A 16,274-nucleotide genomic window follows, 5' to 3' on the forward strand; every position below is an offset into this window, starting at 1 on the left:
TTTGGCCAAAATCGGGGTTTAGAGCCAATATAATCGGTTTAACCCGTTGAACTTGAACTACTTTTTGAAGCTAGAGACATCTTGAAAAAGGCCTTCAATGCTGGGGCTTGAAAGATGCTGGGTATTTCCATCGTGAAACAGCCTGTAAAAATAAGGGCCAAGCACCTGTTTTAGCTCTTCATCTTGAGTGGGGTTATTTTCTGCAAAAGAGCCGTTAGGAGCGTTTAATTCGTCTGAACTGGCCAAAAGAACCGTTTCACCCAGTTCGTTTTTTAGGATGAGGTCAAAAATGAGCTTTTGGTCTGAGTTACTGGTTTTGAGGTACCAGTTTCCTTTTGGGCCATAGGTTTCGATGTCAAATCGAGACCTTTTTGTGCCAACAAGAAGCTCTGAAAAACGGAGGTACATTCTGGGATTATGGCCAAGCAATTCTGATTTTTCTTCTACAAGCGTTCTGGGAATGTTCCAGGATGTAAACAAGAAACGATTTTGAAAAAGAAACAATTTTGCCTGTGCTGTTTGTACAGGAGCAGCAGTGTATTGTTGTTTGACTACGCTGGCGGCCAAGAGTTCTGAGGCTAAGTTTTCTTGAACTGCTGGGGCTTGTTCGAAGAGCGAGTGGGTTTGCTCTACAAGGCGCGAAAAGTTTTTGTGGCTGGAAACGGGATCGAGGTTGTCGTGGTAGTGAAGGTCTTGTTTTTGAGACAGGATGGTGGCGAGGGTGATGTGCTTTGAGTTTGGTGGGAGTAGTTTTGGTTTTTCGCGTCGTAATAGTCCTCTTAGGCTCAATTTCATCTTTAAATCCTCCCGAATGTTCGCAAGCCCTAGCTCAAGTTCAGGGAAAAAGCAAGAATTCAGCTGCATTCCACAAAGTGTTCGCAAAAATGAACATGTTCTAAAAATAGGACATGAAATCTGTTTACATATCGGAACAGATTTGAAAGGTTCCCGGAAAGCCATGTTTGGTGCAGGTTTAAGCGGTGATGTTTTGGTATTGGGCTTGCAAACTCTACTGCGAGAAAGGGGTTTTTATATGGGATACAAAGTATTGTGTGTGGATGATCAAGAGGACCAGCGTTTGGCGATTCGGATGTCGCTTAAAGGATATGCCGAAGTTTTGGGAGTGGAAAACATTCAAGAGGCCAAACGAATTTTGCTGCGTGAAAACATTGATTTGGTTTTGCTTGATGTTGGACTTGGTGATGAATCGGGAATCAATGGCGTGAAGCTGATTAAATCGGAATTTCCTGACATTGATGTGGTGATGCTTTCTGGGCAGCACGATCCAAAAATTGTAGTGGAGGCAATTCATGCTGGTGCTTCTGATTATTTAACCAAACCATTTTCTTCCGAAGAATTTTTTGCGGTCTTCGCATTAGTGCTCAAAAATAGAAATTTAAGAGAACGTTATGAAGCTCTTGTTTCGGGGCAAAATGATTTTAATCAAGATCGCGAAATTATTTTTACCGGACCGGCGTTTAAAAAAGTGTTGAAGCAAGCGGGACAGTTGAAGGGCTATCAGGCAAACGTCTTTGTCATGGGCGAAACAGGAACAGGGAAAGAATATATTGCTCGCTATATTCATCAACGAGAAGACGATCCCGCAAGACCATTTATTGCAGTGAACTGCGCTGCCATTCCCGAAAACTTGATTGAGGCTGAATTGTTTGGAGTGGAAAAGGGCGCTTACACTGGTGCTTTACAGCGAAGGATTGGCAGATTTGAACTTGCCGATGGTGGAGATATTTTCTTGGATGAAATTGGAACCTTGAAGCTTGATCTCCAGGCAAAAATTTTGCGTGTGCTTCAAGAAAAAGAATTTGTTCGTCTGGGAGGAAGTGCTGCCACCAAAGCAAACTTTAGAGTTATAGCTGCATCAAATGAAAACATAGAAGACAAAGTGTCACGTGGCGAATTTCGCATGGATTTGTATCACCGCTTACGTGTGATTCAACTCGATTTGCCGGCTTTGCGAGACAGAAAAGAAGATATTCCAGCTTTAGTGGCGCATTTTTTCTCAAAACATTCAAAACAGGGAGTCACCAAAACCATTCATCCACAAGCTTTAGAAAAGTTGATGGAATATTCTTGGCCAGGAAATGTGAGAGAGCTGGAAAATGTAGTGCAGAGTCTTATTATTCTCTCGCAGAAAAATAGTATTCAAGAAACCGATTTACCAGCGTGGGCATTGAATGGAATTCATGTAGGGAAAAATGCAAAAGTTTCTCATTTTGTGGCAAATTTTTCCGCCAGTTCAGGTGCTCCCTTTGATCAACAACAAAGCTTGAAAGAGTACACGCAATATGCTGAAAAAATGTACATTCAAGAAGTGTTGGGGATGACAAAATGGGACAAATCAAAAGCAGCACGCGTCTTAGATGTAGGCAGGACAACGCTTTACAGTAAGCTTAAGGAATTTAATTTGTTGTAGTTTTTAGATGCAGCGTATGGTGAAGGCCTCATGTTTGGGGCCTTCTTTTTGTCCGGGCTTGACCTTTCAGATTTCATATGAGAGGTAGTCCAGCAAAAAGGGAGGGTAAATGAACTTATCGCAACGGAAAAGGCTTTTAAGTTTTTGTTTCATCGGAATGCTGTGCTGTTTTGGATGTTCTAAAAAGGAAGCAGCTTCTTCTCCCACACAAAATAATAAGGAGGTTATGGTGCAAAAAGATGGATGGAAAGAACCAATGGTAGCAAATATTGAGCAGGGGAAAAAATATACTGCTGTGATCAAAACAGAAAAAGGCGATGTTGTATGTGAACTTTTTGCAGATGCAGCTCCTCTTTCAGTAACAAACTTTAAATACTTGGCTGATGGTGAGTTTTATAACGGACTTACCTTTCACCGTGTCGTTCCAAATTTTGTGATCCAAGGCGGAGATCCAACAGGAACAGGCTCTGGCGGTCCGGGCTATACCATTAAAGCTGAAATTGGAAAGTCACACCCAAAAGGTGCGTTGGCATGGGCAAGAACACCAGACGAGGTGAATCCCGAACGAAAATCAAATGGTTCACAGTTTTACATCACTTTAGAACCCACACCATTTCTTGATGGGCAATATACCGTGTTTGGCCAAGTTGTTTCTGGCATGAATGTGGTAGAAAAAATTGCCATGGGCGACAAAATCGTTTCTGTAACGGTAAAAGCTGAATAAGAAATAATGCTAACATTTCAAAAAGAGAGCCCAAAAGGCTCTCTTTTTTTAAGCATTGTATATTGTTTTCTCTCCAAATGAAGTCGTACTGATTTTCAACTCGAGAAATTTTTTTCCTCTTTGTGGAACGCACTTTTGAGGCCTTCATCTCGTTGACAGCCTTAAAAAAAACGATGAAGGCCGAAATGTTGGACAATTTTTTCGCGGCGCTTGAGCGAAAAAATTAGAGTGAAACAAAGAGGAAAAAAATTTCTCTCAATTCAAAATCAACTCACGGAATGTAAGTTTAGAGCCCACCTAAATCTGGTGTGGCTTGTTCGAAATCTTCTTCGAAGAAACTGCCAGCTTTATCTGATTGGGCTCTTTCTTCGGCTACTTCAAAATGTGGTTCCAAGCCAAAGAGGGCAGAGCCGCCGGAAAGATTCGCGATATTGCTTTGGGGGAAACTTTGTGGTGGCGTGAAAGCAAGTGTTTCCATGTCTTTCGTGGCTTCTTGCATAAACTCTAGAAAAAGAGGGGCTGCAGTTCTTCCGCCAGTTTCAGTTTTTCCAATGGGCTTGAGCTGGTCAAAGCCAACCCACACGCCCGCAACCAATTGAGGCACGAAGCCCACGAACCAAGCGTCAGTTTCATCATTTGTGGTTCCCGTTTTTCCCGCCGCGGGTTTATTGAGCGCTCGAACGGCAGTTCCTGTTCCTCCTTGAACCACACCTTGCAAGAGCGTGGTCATGAGATAAGCCGTTTGTGGGGTGATTACATGACCTGGCGCAATATCTTTTCCGTAGAGAGTTTTGATTTCTAAATCTGTTAACTGAAGCTGGTCACCTTTGGTGAATTCTTGTTGATAAGAAAAAAGACCCAGATTTAAGTCTTGAGGTTTTACTTCTTTTTCAAGGGCATCGCTTACGGCATCGAGGGTTTCTGCAATGGGAGTTTCGGTGTTGTCATTTGTGGGAACTTCGAAGTTGTAATCATCTTTTGCAGAAAATTCTTCAAGAATATTACCTTGGGCATCTTCAATTTTGCTGATGAAAACTGTGGGAGTCATTTTTCCATCATTGGCAAACACAGCATAGGATTGCGTCAGCTCGGAGAGGTAAACTCCATTTGAACCCAGCGACATTGAAAGATATTTTTCGATAGGCGAAGTAAAACCAAATTTACGTGCAAAGCCAGTGAGGTATTCTGTGCCGATATCGTGTGCGATTTTTACCGTGGGAACGTTACGTGATTGCATGAGTGCAGTGCGAAACTCTAACTCTCCTTTATATTTTCCGTCGTAATTTTTTGGAGCCCATAAATCATTTTCACCAACTTCATAGACAATCGGTTCATCAATAATTTTTGTATCGAAGGAATAGCCTTTATCTAATGCAGCGGCATAGACAAAAGGTTTGAAGGATGATCCTGGTGAACGTAAAGATTGTGTTGCCCGGTTGAACTCGCTGTCTTTGTAGCCATTTCCACCGATGAGCGCTTTGACAAAGCCAGTTTTGGGATCGAGAGCAAAAAGTGCCGCTTGCACTTCAGGAACTTGGGCAAGGTCGAAGCTCTCGTTATCATCACGAAGGCTTACTAAAATAATGTCACCTGCTTTTAAAATATTTTTTGGATTGCTGACATAATTTGCATCATCATATCCAGTTACTTTTGTGTTGTAGCTTCTTGCCCATTTATAACCTTCAAAAGGAATTATGGCGTGCGTTGTTCCAATGAAGAGATCAACATTTTTTTCGGTGAAGCCTTTGACAATGGCTTTATAAAAAGTATTTTTTTTGAATTCTAGAGTTGGAACAATATTATTTTTTTCGGGTGGCCATTTGAGTTGGGTGCGAAGATAATCGTTGAGCATTTCTTGCTGAAATTCATTTGCTTTTGCCTCAATAGCTTCAGGATCAATATGGCCAAAAGTGCCGCGGTAGCCTTGTCTGCGGTCCAACTTTCGTGCTCCATTTTGGATGGCGTGAAAAGCAGCTTCTTGAGTTGCTAGGTCCAGGCTCGTGTAAATTTTCAAGCCCTTGTGATACAAAACTTCGTCGCCATATTTTTCTTTTACGAGCCGACGAACATATTCAACAAAGTTGAGTGATGGCTTGTGATGAAAACTCGTATCAAGCCCTGCTACATAAAGAGGAAAACTTTCTTGAAGTGCTTCTTCCATTTGCGTTGCGGTAATTATGCCTTCATGAAGCATGCGACGAAGGACATGCGTTTGGCGTTTTCTTGCAGCATCAGGATTTACAACCGGCGAATATTTTGATGGTGCAGATGGCAACCCCGCAATAAGCGCAATCTGTCCAAGGCTGAGTTCGTTTGCATGTTTGTGAAAATAATTTCTCGCAGCAGCTTCAATGCCGTAAGCTCTGTTTCCCAAATAAATTTGATTTAAATATAAAGTTAAAATTTGTTGTTTGCTCAGTTTTCGTTCGAGACGAAGAGAGAGAATGGCTTCTTTAATTTTTCGACTAAACGTTTTTTCACGACTGAGTAAGAGGGAGCGAGTAACTTGCTGTGTGATGGTGCTGGCGCCTTGGAAAATGCCGTTAGACTTGAGGTTGGCGACGGCGGCTCTGAAAATGGCTTTTACATCAATGCCTTTGTGTTCATAGAAGCGATCATCTTCGGTAGCAATAAAGGCTTTTGCAAAGAGGGGAGGAATGTTTTCGTGCGAAAGAAAGATGCGACACTCTTCCCAGAACTCACCAATTTTATTTCCATCTTGCGCATACACTTCGCTGATGACTGGCGGATGATAATCATTGAGAGAGCTAATATCGGGAAGGTCTCTGGCGAATTTAATGTAGACAATAAAAAAAGCGACAAGCGCAAAGACAAAAAAACCTATAAGAAATGTTGCCAGTTTTCCGAGACGTTTGATGTATTTTGAAAAAAAAATATTTAGGAATTTCACCAGATTCTTTTAGCTGATTAAAAAACTTAATCAAGGGCTAAAGAGGAGATGCAAAGAAAAAAGAGAGAGACGTGAAGCCCCTCAAAACAGAGCGTTTGCTCTCTGTTTTGAGAGAGGTGAGTGGCTAGAAATCTTCAGCGTAATCGTCATCGCCTTCGAAAATATCGAGGGCATCTGTGCTGCCAAGCATGGCGCCGCAGTTGTTGCACACCATGTCGTTGGTGAGATCGTGCGATCCACAGATGGGACATTTTTCAGAAGAGCCTAAATCGATTTCGCCTTCGAATTCTTTTTCCATTTCATTCATTTCAAATCCCATATTTTATTCCCCGCAAAAAATTGATGTTGTTTGTGTGTTTCTTAAAGTGAAATGGCCTTAAGCATTTTTTTTTGACTTGGCAAGAGGATTTTTTCATTTAAAAAACAAGGGTTTGCACATCTGTATTTTGGTGAGACGCTGTAAAAGTGAAGAAGAATGCAGATTTGCGATGGGCTGCGATGTTTTATGCAGTGATGCGTGTTCCGGTTTTTCCTCTTAAAGCATGAAGACATGAAGGAATGGAGGTGATGATTGCTTCATCTCCACCGTTGTCTAAAAACTTAAGACATGCTTCAACTTTTGGAGCCATACTTCCTTCTTTAAACTCTCCGGCTTCAAAGTATTCTCGAAGTTTTTCTTTTTTAATTTTTCCAAGAGCTTCTTCTTTTTGTGTTCCGAAATGAATGAAGGCATGTTCAACGGCTGTAAGAATGAGAAGGGTGGATGCACAAAGTTCGGTTGCAATAAGAGAGCTGGTGAGGTCTTTGTCTATCACTGCTTCGGTGCCGTAATAGAGTTTGTGTCTATTTTTTGCTACGGGAACACCGCCACCGCCGCCAGCAATAACGATGTAACCCTCATTCAGCAAGCTTTTGAGGGCGTCGGTTTCTAAAACTTTTAGTGGTTTTGGGCTTGGAACCACTCGGCGCCATCCACGGCCGGCGTCTTCCTTCATTGCCCAACCTTTTCCCGCCATGATATTTTTTGCTTCTTCTGCATCATAGAAACGACCAACGGGTTTTGTGGGGTTATCAAAAGAAGGGTCGGACGAATCAACCAAAACTTGCGTTACTATAGTGGCAACTTTTGGCTGCCCACCTTTTTTCTTGATGGCATTGGCAAGCACTTGCTCCATCATGTATCCCATGCCGCCTTGAGTGTTAGCTACGTTTACGTCAAGGGGAAGAGGGTAAACCGTTGAAGCGGCAATTTCACTTCGCAAAATGGCGGCGCCAACTTGAGGGCCATTTCCGTTAGTGATGATGACCCGTTTGAAACCATCCAAAATTAAATTTGCGATGGAATCCATGGTTTCACTTGTGGAGTAAAACTGTTCCTGAATGGTTCCACGTAGACCGGGTTTGCTGATAGCATTTCCACCAAGTGCAATGACAAGAGTATCTTCACGATTCATAAAAGTTAAAATCCCGGCGTTCTAAAAAATTTGCCTTGTTTGTCTACAATCATGCCTTTCACACTTCCAAGTTTTAACAGTAAATCGTAGCCTGCCTGCGGACCCAATACCATCACGGCATTGCTGACGGCTTGAGCTTCGCTGGCGTTTTTCATGACGATGCTAGCACCTCTTGCTTGGAGGGGAATTTCCTTTTTATATCGAGGATCAGTGATGGAGTTGTCTTTGTAATCGGTAAAGTTTGCAGTGGAGCTCGCTACATTTTTTAAAACAATATACAAGGCTCTGTGAGCAAAGCTGCCGTTGTCATCTTGAACATTTACCTTCCAAGCTCCGTTAGCGCGCGAACCCATTGCACTGTAGCTTGTTCCCACTTTTGCTAAAACGTGATTCATCCCACCGTTGATGACGTAATCCCGAAGCAGATCAGCGAGGTAACCATCCAAGATACCATCGAAGCGAACTTGCATTCCCTCTTTTTTTAAACGTACAGCAGATTTCCCTTCGCTGAGTTTAATTGATTTATAATCTCCCACTTTTCCAGACGCGGTAATGTCAAAGGCACCGTCGGTCCATTTTGAAATGAGAATGGAACGTTGAAAAAGATCGAGCACATTTTTGCTGAGTTTGTAGTAATTTTTATCGCCAGCTCGATTGAGTCTTGCCACTTCGCTGTTTGGATTTCTCCAATCCAATTGAGCATGTGCAAGTTCGGCCTCGCGAATCGCATGATCTATAAGTCTATTCACGGCATCAGCGTCATGGAGGTAGCCCACAACTACAAGTGCACAGGGAGTTTTACCCAGGAAGAATTTTTTTCCATATTCTTTTATGCCGGTACTTTGCGCGTGAAGAGGAAAAATAAAACACAAAAAGAGAACTAAAAAAATGGAAGATATTTTTTTCATAAACTTTCCTTATTTGTTTTCGGTATAGAGTTGTTTTTTAATTTTTTCTGCAAAGCTTTCGGAAGTAAGCAAGTTTCCTTCAAGGTCTGTGACGAAACCATGTACCGCAGGATGTTTGTTGATGTAACGAATGCTGGTGAGAGGTTCTAAACTATAAGCTGCAACGGCAAAGGCAGTGGCATTCACTGCACTATTTGCAATAACGAAAGCATTTTTAATTTGAGGCACCACAACTTTTTTGTTTTTTGCATCAATGAGATTACCCGCATTTGCTTGGTCTATATGGGTTACAGCGGCGCTGCTTAGTTTGTATTGGTTTGCGTGATAGGCGAATTCTTTTTCTTTGCCTTGTCCCAACGTGATGGACCACGGTGTGTAAATATCATTTCCTATATGCCTGCTTACACCAGCATATTCAACCTGCGCATTTGCAAAGCCGCTTTGTTGCAATGATGCAATGGCAGCATCTACCATTCCGGCTTTGAGAATCCAGCTGAGATCCAGTTTCATTTTTGATTTTGTGAAAGAAAGGCTTGAAGTGTTTTCGTTGAGTTTGATTCGTCTGTAATCGCGTTGGCTGAAGGCACTATAGGCAGAAGGAGCTGCAATATCAAACCAGCCGTCGGTGACTTTGGAAAGATTTACGGCTTGTTTGAGAAGAGAAAAAGCTTCGGGGCTTAAAGAAACACTTGTCTTTTTTCCAGCGTGGTTGAGCTTCCACAACGTATTGTTTTCGTACTCGCCAAGTTCTGTGTCTAATCTGGTCATTGCCGAGAAAGCGCGTTGTAGAGCCACTTTGCTTGAAGCTTCTTCGTTGTCAAAAGCCACCACTGTAATTTCAGCCGATTGGCCATTTTGAAACTGAACAGTTTCTACGAACTGTCTTTTTTCTGCCGCAAAGCTTGAGGTGGAAAGGAAAAAAAGTGAGAGAAAAAACACAACAGAAAGAGAACGAAACGAAATACGCATAGAAACTCCTGTTAAAAAGATGAAATAATATCCTCGTTATGAGTGCATTATTTTTTGAGTACTTTTTTGAGGTAATGCCCAGTGTAAGAGGTGGGATGTTTTGCAATTTCTTCCGGCGTACCGCAGGCAACAACTCTTCCCCCTTTGTCTCCTCCTTCGGGCCCCAAGTCGACACAGTAATCGGCTGCTTTGATAACGTCAAGGTTATGCTCGATCACCACAACAGTATTTCCCTGATTTACAAGTCGGTTCAACACTTCAAGCAAGTTGCGAACGTCATCAAAGTGCAAGCCTGTGGTGGGCTCGTCTAATATATAGAACGTGTGGCCCATGGCGCGTTTTGAAAGTTCGCGTGCGAGCTTAATGCGCTGAGCTTCCCCGCCTGAAAGAGTTGTGGCAGCTTGGCCTAATTGAATGTAGCCCAAACCCACGTCCAGTAAGGTTTCTAGCTTGTGGCTGATGGCTGGAATGTTTTCGAAAAAGGAAGTTGCTTCTTGAATGGTCATTTTCAAAATATCAGAAATGGAAGAGCCTTTGTACAGCACCTCAAGGGTTTCACGGTTGAAGCGTTTTCCTGCGCATTCTTCGCATTCCACATACACGTCGGGGAGAAAATGCATTTCAATTTTGATGATGCCATCACCTTCGCACGCTTCACAGCGCCCACCTTTTACGTTGAAGGAAAAGCGGCCAGGCTTGTAACCACGCGCTTTTGAAAGCTGCAGCTCTGCAAAAAGTTCGCGGATGTGTGTAAACACGCCGGTGTAGGTGGCCGGGTTTGAACGTGGTGTTCGCCCAATGGGAGATTGATCGATGCTAATAATTTTGCCCACAATTTGCCAGCCCAAAAGTTCTTTGATTTCTCCGGCTGGCTCTTTGGATTGGTTGATGCGTTGGTTTAAACCTGCAAGCAACGTATCGTTGACGAAGCTTGATTTTCCGGAACCCGAAACTCCGGTGAAGCACGTAAGCGTGTTGAGTGGAATCATCACGTCGATGTTTTTGAGGTTGTGATGTGTAGCGCCAATGACGTGTACTTTATCAATGCCGATTGGCCTACGCTGTTTCAGCATCGGGATGGATTTTTTTCCGGAGAGATATTGGCCTGTGAGTGATTTTTTATTGTTCATCACTTCTTCTGGAGTTCCGGTGGCAACTACTTTTCCACCGTTTACGCCTGCACCTGGGCCCATGTCTATTACGTAGTCGGCTTCCATGATGGTGTCTTGATCGTGTTCCACCACTAACACCGTGTTGCCAATGTCGCGTAAGTTTTTGAGCGTGGAAAGCAAACGGTCGTTATCGCGTTGATGCAGGCCAATGGAAGGTTCATCCAAAACATAGAGCACGCCCGTAAGTGCAGACCCAATCTGGGTTGCAAGCCGGATGCGTTGGTCTTCTCCGCCGGAAAGTGTTCCGCTGGTTCTGTTGAGGCTTAAATAATTGAGGCCAACGTTTTGCAAAAAGTGAAGACGATTGCTGATTTCTTTCAAAACTCTATCCGCGATAGCAGCGTCTTTTTTCCCCAACTTGAGATTGTCAAAAAACTTCAATGCATCTTCAATAGAGAGTGCGGTAATGTCTGCAATATTTTTTTCGCCAATGAGTGCCAACAACGCTTCTTCGCGAAGACGTGAGCCTTTGCAGGTGGGGCAGTCGCGGTTGTTCATATAGCGGCTGATGGATTCGCGCACATGTTCAGATTTTGTTTCCAGCATTTTTTGTTCAAGCTGCGCCATGACTCCTTCATAAACAGTGGAGTAAGTTTGCTTTCCGCCTGGGCTTTCAAAAAAGAATTCTACACTTTGTCCCTGTGAACCATAGAGAATTATGTTTTGAATTTTTTCGGGAAGCTCATTGAAGGGCGTGCGAATGCTGAATTTATAATGCTTTGCCAGCGACTCGCAAAGATTGAGGTAATAGGTTGATGTTTTTGTTTGCCACGGTGCAATGGCTCCATCGCGAAGAGAGAGATTTGGATTTGGAATAACCAGAGAGGGATCAAAGTATTGTCGCGTTCCTAAACCATCGCAACTTGGACAAGCGCCTTTTGGACTGTTGAAGGAAAAAAGTTGCGGTGTTAAATCGGGAAAACTTTTTCCGGTTTCAATGTCTACATTTTTTGTGGAAAGAATTTCTTCAGTTTTTTTGTCGATAAATTCAATTTTTATAAAACCATTGGTTTGCGCAAGTGCAGTTTCTATCGAGTCTGCAAGGCGGCTCTTTACTTTTTCTGAAATGCTAATGCGGTCGATGTAGAGATCGATGTCGTGTTTTTTCTTTTTGTCGAGGGTTGGTAAATCGGTGAGTTCAAACACTTCGCCATTTATTTTTACGCGCGAAAATCCAAGTTTAATGTAATTGGAAAGCAGCTTGTGATGCTCACCTTTTCGGCCTCTGATGATGGGAGCCAAAATGCCAATTCTGGTTTTTTCGGGCAACGCCAAAAGCTGATCCACAATTTGTGTGACCGTTTGTGAAGAAACCGGACGGCCGTTAACGTAGTATTTACCTACTCTTGCGAAGAGGAGGCGAAGATAATCGTAAATTTCTGTCACGGTTCCAACGGTTGATCTTGGATTTCTTGATGATCCGCGTTGCTCAATAGCAATGGCGGGAGAGAGGCCCTCGATGCTGTCCATATCCGGTTTGTCCATCTGCTCTAGGAATTGCCGGGCATAGGCTGAAACAGATTCTACATAACGGCGTTGACCTTCTGCGTAAAGCGTGTCAAAGGCCAGCGACGATTTTCCAGACCCAGAAAGTCCAGTGATGACCACCAGCTTATTTTTGGGAATGTTGAGGTCGATATTGGCTAGATTGTGTGTTCTAGCCCCTTTAATTTTAATTTCGTTGTGCATGAGACCCTCTTAAAATGAGGCCTGGGACTCTATCACAGTGAAGCAGTAAAACAAGCAAAAATCTTTTTCCTCTCGTTAGATGTGGAAAAGAGATCCATACGCGAAAAGAGACAACTTTTTTAACAAAGGACGATAAGAGAGATATGACAGGTCAAATAGCAGCAATTCCAACTTTGTTTATGGCGCAAAATCAACTTATGCCATTACATGGCAGCAAACACAGCTGGGCCATTGTTTGTGCCTGTTCGCACTGCGCGTGAGCAAGTGCGTTCAGTAGCTTTTCATCAAGATCCTTTGCGTGCTTTTCGATTTTTGCATGAAATGAAGCTTCCAAACCACACTGCTCGGCTAAGTTTCCCTGCACTTACCGTTACTGATAAAAACGAGAGGCGCAATGTTCATTTAAAAGCGGAAAGAGGTGAGGGGAATATTGATCTCGAACTAGATGTTCCAAGTGAAGATTTGTCGCGAGACACTTCATCTTCTACAAATATATATGCAAGAGCAGAGTTAAGACTTGCTCGTAAGGGAAAATTTTCTTTAATCCAGTCAGTAGACCTTTCTTTTAGAAGAGACGCTAAAGGAAATGTTAGCTCACGTATTGGTTTTCATGGACTTGAGATGACCATATATGGTGCTTACTTTGCGCGTTATGTAAATGCTCATGAACTATTACAGGAAAAAATTGGCAATAAGTGGTACGGAGATTTAACCCCAACTGGTTTTTTTCATGCCGTCAATGTTCTTCTTCCAGATGAATTAAACTTGAAATGGATGGATCAGAGAAGTCATCATCATCCGCTTCCGCAGAGAGAGCAGGTTGGATATTGGCCTCTTAGAGAAGATCCTCAAGATATCTTAGGTACAAGTTTGGGAGTGTGTTGTCCTGACGATCGTCCATATGTTTTTTTAAATTCGGGGATGAAGGAGAGAAGAAATGGCCTCCAAATAGACTATGATGAGGGTGATGCAACAAGTGGTCCGGAATTTACAGTAAGACATTTTGCGCAGATTCATCAACGTGGAGTCACACCACTTTACCCTGGCGTTGCTAGGCTTTTCGGTTTTCTTTTAAGATTTCCCAAGCAATAAAATTGGCAGATGAGATTCCCGCTTCAAGCATGCGGGAATGACAGAACGTGAGATCTTACAACAACTTCACCTCACCCACAATTTTTGCCACCGCTTCTTTTGCTGAGTCGAAGAGCATCATGGTGTGCGCGAGATAAAAAAGATCGTTGTCTATTCCTGCATATCCCGCATTCATAGAACGTTTGATGACGATCACATTTTTCGCAAGATCAACATTTAAGATGGGCATGCCATACAGCGGAGAGTCTTTGGCAGTGCGGGCTGCAGGGTTCACTACGTCATTAGCTCCAATTACCAACACCACATCAGTGCGTTCAAAATCTGGGTTGATGTGTTCCATTTCCACCAATTTTTCGTAGGGCACATCAGCTTCAGCGAGCAACACATTCATGTGTCCCGGCATACGACCAGCAACAGGATGAATGGCAAAGCGTACATTGGCGCCGCGAGATTCCAGCAAGTCTGAAAGCTCACGCACAGCATGTTGTGCGCCAGCTGCAGCCATTCCAAAGCCAGGAACGATGACTACACTCTCGGCATAGCCCAAAATCATAGCAGCTTCTTCAGAGCCGACTGAGCGATGAATTTTGTCGCCCGTGGCAGATGTAACACCAGAGCCATTTTCAGCGCCAAAGCTTCCAAAGAGAACACTGATAAGCGAGCGATTCATAGCCTTGCACATAATTTGCGTGAGGATAAGACCAGATGCGCCAACCAAAGCTCCGGAAACAATCAGCACATTATTGGCCAGGGCGAAACCTACAAAACTGGCGGCAATTCCAGAAAGAGAGTTCAAAAGTGAAATGACCACTGGCATGTCAGCGCCGCCAATGGAAACCACAAACAAAATTCCCAGTAAGAGTGATGCTGCCAAGGAAAGTGAGAAGTAGAGCGGGTTGTAGCCCATAGCGGTAACAGCAAGAGCGCTCGTGATAGTGGCGACAAAGAGCAGCAAATTAACGATGTTGTGAAAGGGAAGTTTGAAATTTCCCTGCATGATACCTTGCAGTTTTGCAAACGCAATCACACTTCCGGTGAGCGTGACAGCTCCAATTGTAGTGCCCAACATAATGGTGGAAAGCCAAAAGGGTGAGGTGAGTAAAGAAATATCATTGGCATTGCGAATAATTTCGCCAACGGCAACCAACGCCGAAGCGCCGCCACCAAAGCCGTTTAAGAGAGCTACCATTTGTGGCATGGCCGTCATTTTTACGAGTTTTGCAAACAGCACTCCGATGAATGAACCGATGACGAGGCCGGCTATAATCCATTCGAAACTCAGAATGCTTTTATCAAACAGTGTTACCACAACTGCCAGCAGCATCCCCAATGCAGAAAGCATATTTCCACGGCGCGCAGTTGCGGGTGAAGTGAGTTTTTTGATGCCGAAAATAAAAAGCGTTGCGGCAATCATGTAGGTGATTTGGATGAAAAAGTTCATAAGCTTTTCTCTGGTTTAGGTTTCTTTTTAAACATTTCTAACATGCGATCGGTCACAAGGAAGCCTCCCACAACGTTAATGCTGGCAAGGATCAGCGAGGCGAAGCCAATTATTTTTGCTGTTTCACTTTCACTTGCGCCAGCTAAAATAAGAGAGCCAATAATAGTGATGCCAGAGATGGCGTTGGCGCCAGACATGAGCGGCGTGTGCAAGGTTGGTGGAACTTTTGAAATGAGCTCGAAGCCAACAAAGCAGGCCAAAATAAAAATGAAAAGAAGCAACAAAATAAGATCGGCACTCATAAGCTTTCCTTTTTCAAAAGTTCGGCAATTGTTTTATTTTTTATTTCGCCTTCATGTGTGAGGCATGAAGCGTTGATGATTTCATCTTCAAAGTTGAGGTGAAGTTTTCCATCCTGAAAAAGCAGCTGCAAAAATTCAGAAAAGTTGCGCGCTAACATTTGGCTTGCATGATGAGCGAGCATTGCAGGTAAGTTTGTGGGCCCTAAAATGGTGGCGCCATTTATTTTCACTTCTTCGTTTGGCCTTGATCCAGCAACGTTTCCGCCTTGATGACTTGCAAGGTCAACAATCACAGCACCCATTTGTACATTTGTGAGCATGTTTTCATCGATGAGTCTTGGAGCTTTTTTTCCAGGCACTTGCGCTGTAGTGATGATGATGTCTGCTTTTGCCACGGCTTCGCTCAAAACTTTTTGAATATGCTCTGTGGTTTGCTGCGAAACTTCCTGCGCGTATCCACCTTTGCTTTCCACTTGTTCGGGAAGGGTGATGTCGATGAATTTTGCGCCTAAACTTTCCACTTGTTCTTTTGTTTCTGGACGAATGTCGAAGGCGGAAACTACCGCGCCAAGACGCTTTGCGGTGGCGATGGCACTAAGGCCTGCAACACCAACTCCCAAGATGAGTACCTTTGCTGGCGTTAAGGTTCCGGCCGCAGTGGTCATGAGTGGGAAAATTTTTTGCAAGTGATTCGCTGCCAGCAACACCGCTTTGTAACCCGCAAGAGCAGCTTGGCTAGAAAGCGCATCCATACTTTGTGCGCGGCTGATGCGTGGGATCATTTCCATGGCGAAAGCCGTGATATTTTTTTTCGCAAGATCCGCAGCAATGCCGGGGTTGGAAAGGGCATTGAAAAATCCAACGACAGTGCTTCCGTTGGGAAAGCGCTGGAGATCGGCTGTTGAGGGTGGTGCAACACACAAAAAGACGTTTGCTTCAGCCAGAAACGAAGATAGTTTGGTTCCAGCGTCAAGATAGGACTGGTCGGGAAATCCAGCATTCACGCCAGCTTCCGCCTGAAAAAAGATTTCTAGTTTTGTGGTTTCAATGAGTTTTTTTGCCATTTGTGGAATAAGTGCAACCCGAGTTTCAGGCGATATTTCTTTTGGAATAAGCAATTTCATGAGGAATACCTTTACGTTAGAAGCACTTCTTCTACGAGGGAATGGATTGAAAGACAA

General features: G+C 43.5%; 13 protein-coding genes. 3 read left to right on the forward strand and 10 right to left on the reverse strand.

Translation table 11 applies throughout. The features are described from left to right. Positions 1–57 precede the first annotated feature (57 nt). Entirely contained in the window at positions 58–960 is a 903-nt protein-coding gene (locus COV43_08815; GenBank protein ID PIR24752.1) for a hypothetical protein, read from the reverse strand. Here COV43_08815 and COV43_08820 point away from each other — a divergent pair. Both COV43_08820 and COV43_08825 read left to right on the forward strand, forming a co-directional pair. Continuing rightward, positions 710–2,431, forward strand: a complete 1,722-nt coding sequence (locus COV43_08820) for a two-component system response regulator (protein ID PIR24726.1) — start codon at positions 710–712, stop codon at positions 2,429–2,431. The two genes, COV43_08815 and COV43_08820, sit on opposite strands and share 251 nt — an antisense overlap. 157 nt (positions 2,432–2,588) lie before the next feature. After that, a complete protein-coding gene (locus COV43_08825) occupies positions 2,589–3,155 on the forward strand; it encodes a peptidyl-prolyl cis-trans isomerase (GenBank protein ID PIR24753.1) in 567 nt (188 codons plus the stop codon). A 286-nt stretch (positions 3,156–3,441) separates the two neighbouring features. Here COV43_08825 and COV43_08830 read toward each other — a convergent pair whose 3' ends face one another. The 6 genes from COV43_08830 to COV43_08855 form a co-directional block, all read right to left on the reverse strand. Then, the gene (locus COV43_08830; protein ID PIR24727.1) at positions 3,442–6,069 is read right to left on the reverse strand and encodes a hypothetical protein; all 2,628 of its coding nucleotides are present in this window, start codon (positions 6,067–6,069) and stop codon (positions 3,442–3,444) included. A gap of 121 nt (positions 6,070–6,190) precedes the next feature. After that, positions 6,191–6,385 carry a hypothetical protein gene (locus tag COV43_08835; GenBank protein ID PIR24728.1) on the reverse strand — a complete coding sequence of 65 codons (195 nt, stop codon included), beginning with the start codon at positions 6,383–6,385 and terminating at the stop codon, positions 6,191–6,193. Positions 6,386–6,569: 184 nt separating this feature from the next. Beyond that, the gene (arcC, locus tag COV43_08840; GenBank protein ID PIR24729.1) at positions 6,570–7,520 is read right to left on the reverse strand and encodes a carbamate kinase; all 951 of its coding nucleotides are present in this window, start codon (positions 7,518–7,520) and stop codon (positions 6,570–6,572) included. Positions 7,521–7,525: 5 nt separating this feature from the next. Beyond that, complete coding sequence (locus COV43_08845) at positions 7,526–8,428, reverse strand: hypothetical protein (protein ID PIR24730.1); 903 nt, start codon at positions 8,426–8,428, stop codon at positions 7,526–7,528. Positions 8,429–8,437: 9 nt separating this feature from the next. Then, positions 8,438–9,397: a hypothetical protein gene (locus tag COV43_08850; GenBank protein PIR24731.1), complete on the reverse strand. Its 960-nt coding sequence runs from the start codon at positions 9,395–9,397 to the stop codon at positions 8,438–8,440. Between the two features lie 47 nt (positions 9,398–9,444). After that, a complete protein-coding gene (locus tag COV43_08855) occupies positions 9,445–12,258 on the reverse strand; it encodes an excinuclease ABC subunit A (GenBank protein PIR24732.1) in 2,814 nt (937 codons plus the stop codon). A 207-nt stretch (positions 12,259–12,465) separates the two neighbouring features. Here COV43_08855 and COV43_08860 point away from each other — a divergent pair, with 207 nt between their 5' ends. After that, on the forward strand, positions 12,466–13,350 hold the full coding sequence (locus tag COV43_08860) for a hypothetical protein (GenBank protein ID PIR24733.1): 885 nt from the start codon (positions 12,466–12,468) through the stop codon (positions 13,348–13,350). Between the two features lie 55 nt (positions 13,351–13,405). Here the strand turns inward: COV43_08860 and COV43_08865 are convergent, their stop codons facing one another. From COV43_08865 to COV43_08875, 3 genes are read right to left on the reverse strand one after another with little or no spacing between them, the layout of a single operon-like run. Further along, positions 13,406–14,791 (reverse strand): NAD synthetase, encoded by a 1,386-nt coding sequence (locus COV43_08865; protein ID PIR24734.1) that lies wholly within the window; start codon positions 14,789–14,791, stop codon positions 13,406–13,408. Further along, positions 14,788–15,093: an NAD(P) transhydrogenase subunit alpha gene (locus COV43_08870; GenBank protein PIR24735.1), complete on the reverse strand. Its 306-nt coding sequence runs from the start codon at positions 15,091–15,093 to the stop codon at positions 14,788–14,790. Before COV43_08870 ends, COV43_08865 begins: the two co-directional genes overlap by 4 nt. Further along, positions 15,090–16,217, reverse strand: a complete 1,128-nt coding sequence (locus tag COV43_08875; GenBank protein PIR24736.1) for an NAD(P)(+) transhydrogenase (Re/Si-specific) subunit alpha — start codon at positions 16,215–16,217, stop codon at positions 15,090–15,092. Before COV43_08875 ends, COV43_08870 begins: the two co-directional genes overlap by 4 nt. Positions 16,218–16,274: the final 57 nt, after the last annotated feature.

The organism is Deltaproteobacteria bacterium CG11_big_fil_rev_8_21_14_0_20_42_23 (assembly GCA_002796345.1).
GTDB lineage: Bacteria > UBA10199 > UBA10199 > 2-02-FULL-44-16 > 2-02-FULL-44-16 > 1-14-0-20-42-23.

Bases quoted from the DNA above. Each gene is read 5' to 3' on its own strand.
- COV43_08845 (PIR24730.1), bottom strand. From the start codon at position 8,428: ATGAAAAAAATATCTTCCATTTTTTTAGTTCTCTTTTTGTGTTTTATT.
- COV43_08875 (PIR24736.1), bottom strand. From the start codon at position 16,217: ATGAAATTGCTTATTCCAAAAGAAATATCGCCTGAAACTCGGGTTGCA.
- COV43_08865 (PIR24734.1), bottom strand. From the start codon at position 14,791: ATGAACTTTTTCATCCAAATCACCTACATGATTGCCGCAACGCTTTTT.
- COV43_08835 (PIR24728.1), bottom strand. From the start codon at position 6,385: ATGGGATTTGAAATGAATGAAATGGAAAAAGAATTCGAAGGCGAAATC.
- COV43_08815 (PIR24752.1), bottom strand. From the start codon at position 960: ATGGCTTTCCGGGAACCTTTCAAATCTGTTCCGATATGTAAACAGATT.
- COV43_08860 (PIR24733.1), top strand. From the start codon at position 12,466: ATGGCAGCAAACACAGCTGGGCCATTGTTTGTGCCTGTTCGCACTGCG.
- COV43_08820 (PIR24726.1), top strand. From the start codon at position 710: ATGGTGGCGAGGGTGATGTGCTTTGAGTTTGGTGGGAGTAGTTTTGGT.
- arcC (PIR24729.1), bottom strand. From the start codon at position 7,520: ATGAATCGTGAAGATACTCTTGTCATTGCACTTGGTGGAAATGCTATC.
- COV43_08870 (PIR24735.1), bottom strand. From the start codon at position 15,093: ATGAGTGCCGATCTTATTTTGTTGCTTCTTTTCATTTTTATTTTGGCC.
- COV43_08825 (PIR24753.1), top strand. From the start codon at position 2,589: ATGCTGTGCTGTTTTGGATGTTCTAAAAAGGAAGCAGCTTCTTCTCCC.
- COV43_08850 (PIR24731.1), bottom strand. From the start codon at position 9,397: ATGCGTATTTCGTTTCGTTCTCTTTCTGTTGTGTTTTTTCTCTCACTT.
- COV43_08855 (PIR24732.1), bottom strand. From the start codon at position 12,258: ATGCACAACGAAATTAAAATTAAAGGGGCTAGAACACACAATCTAGCC.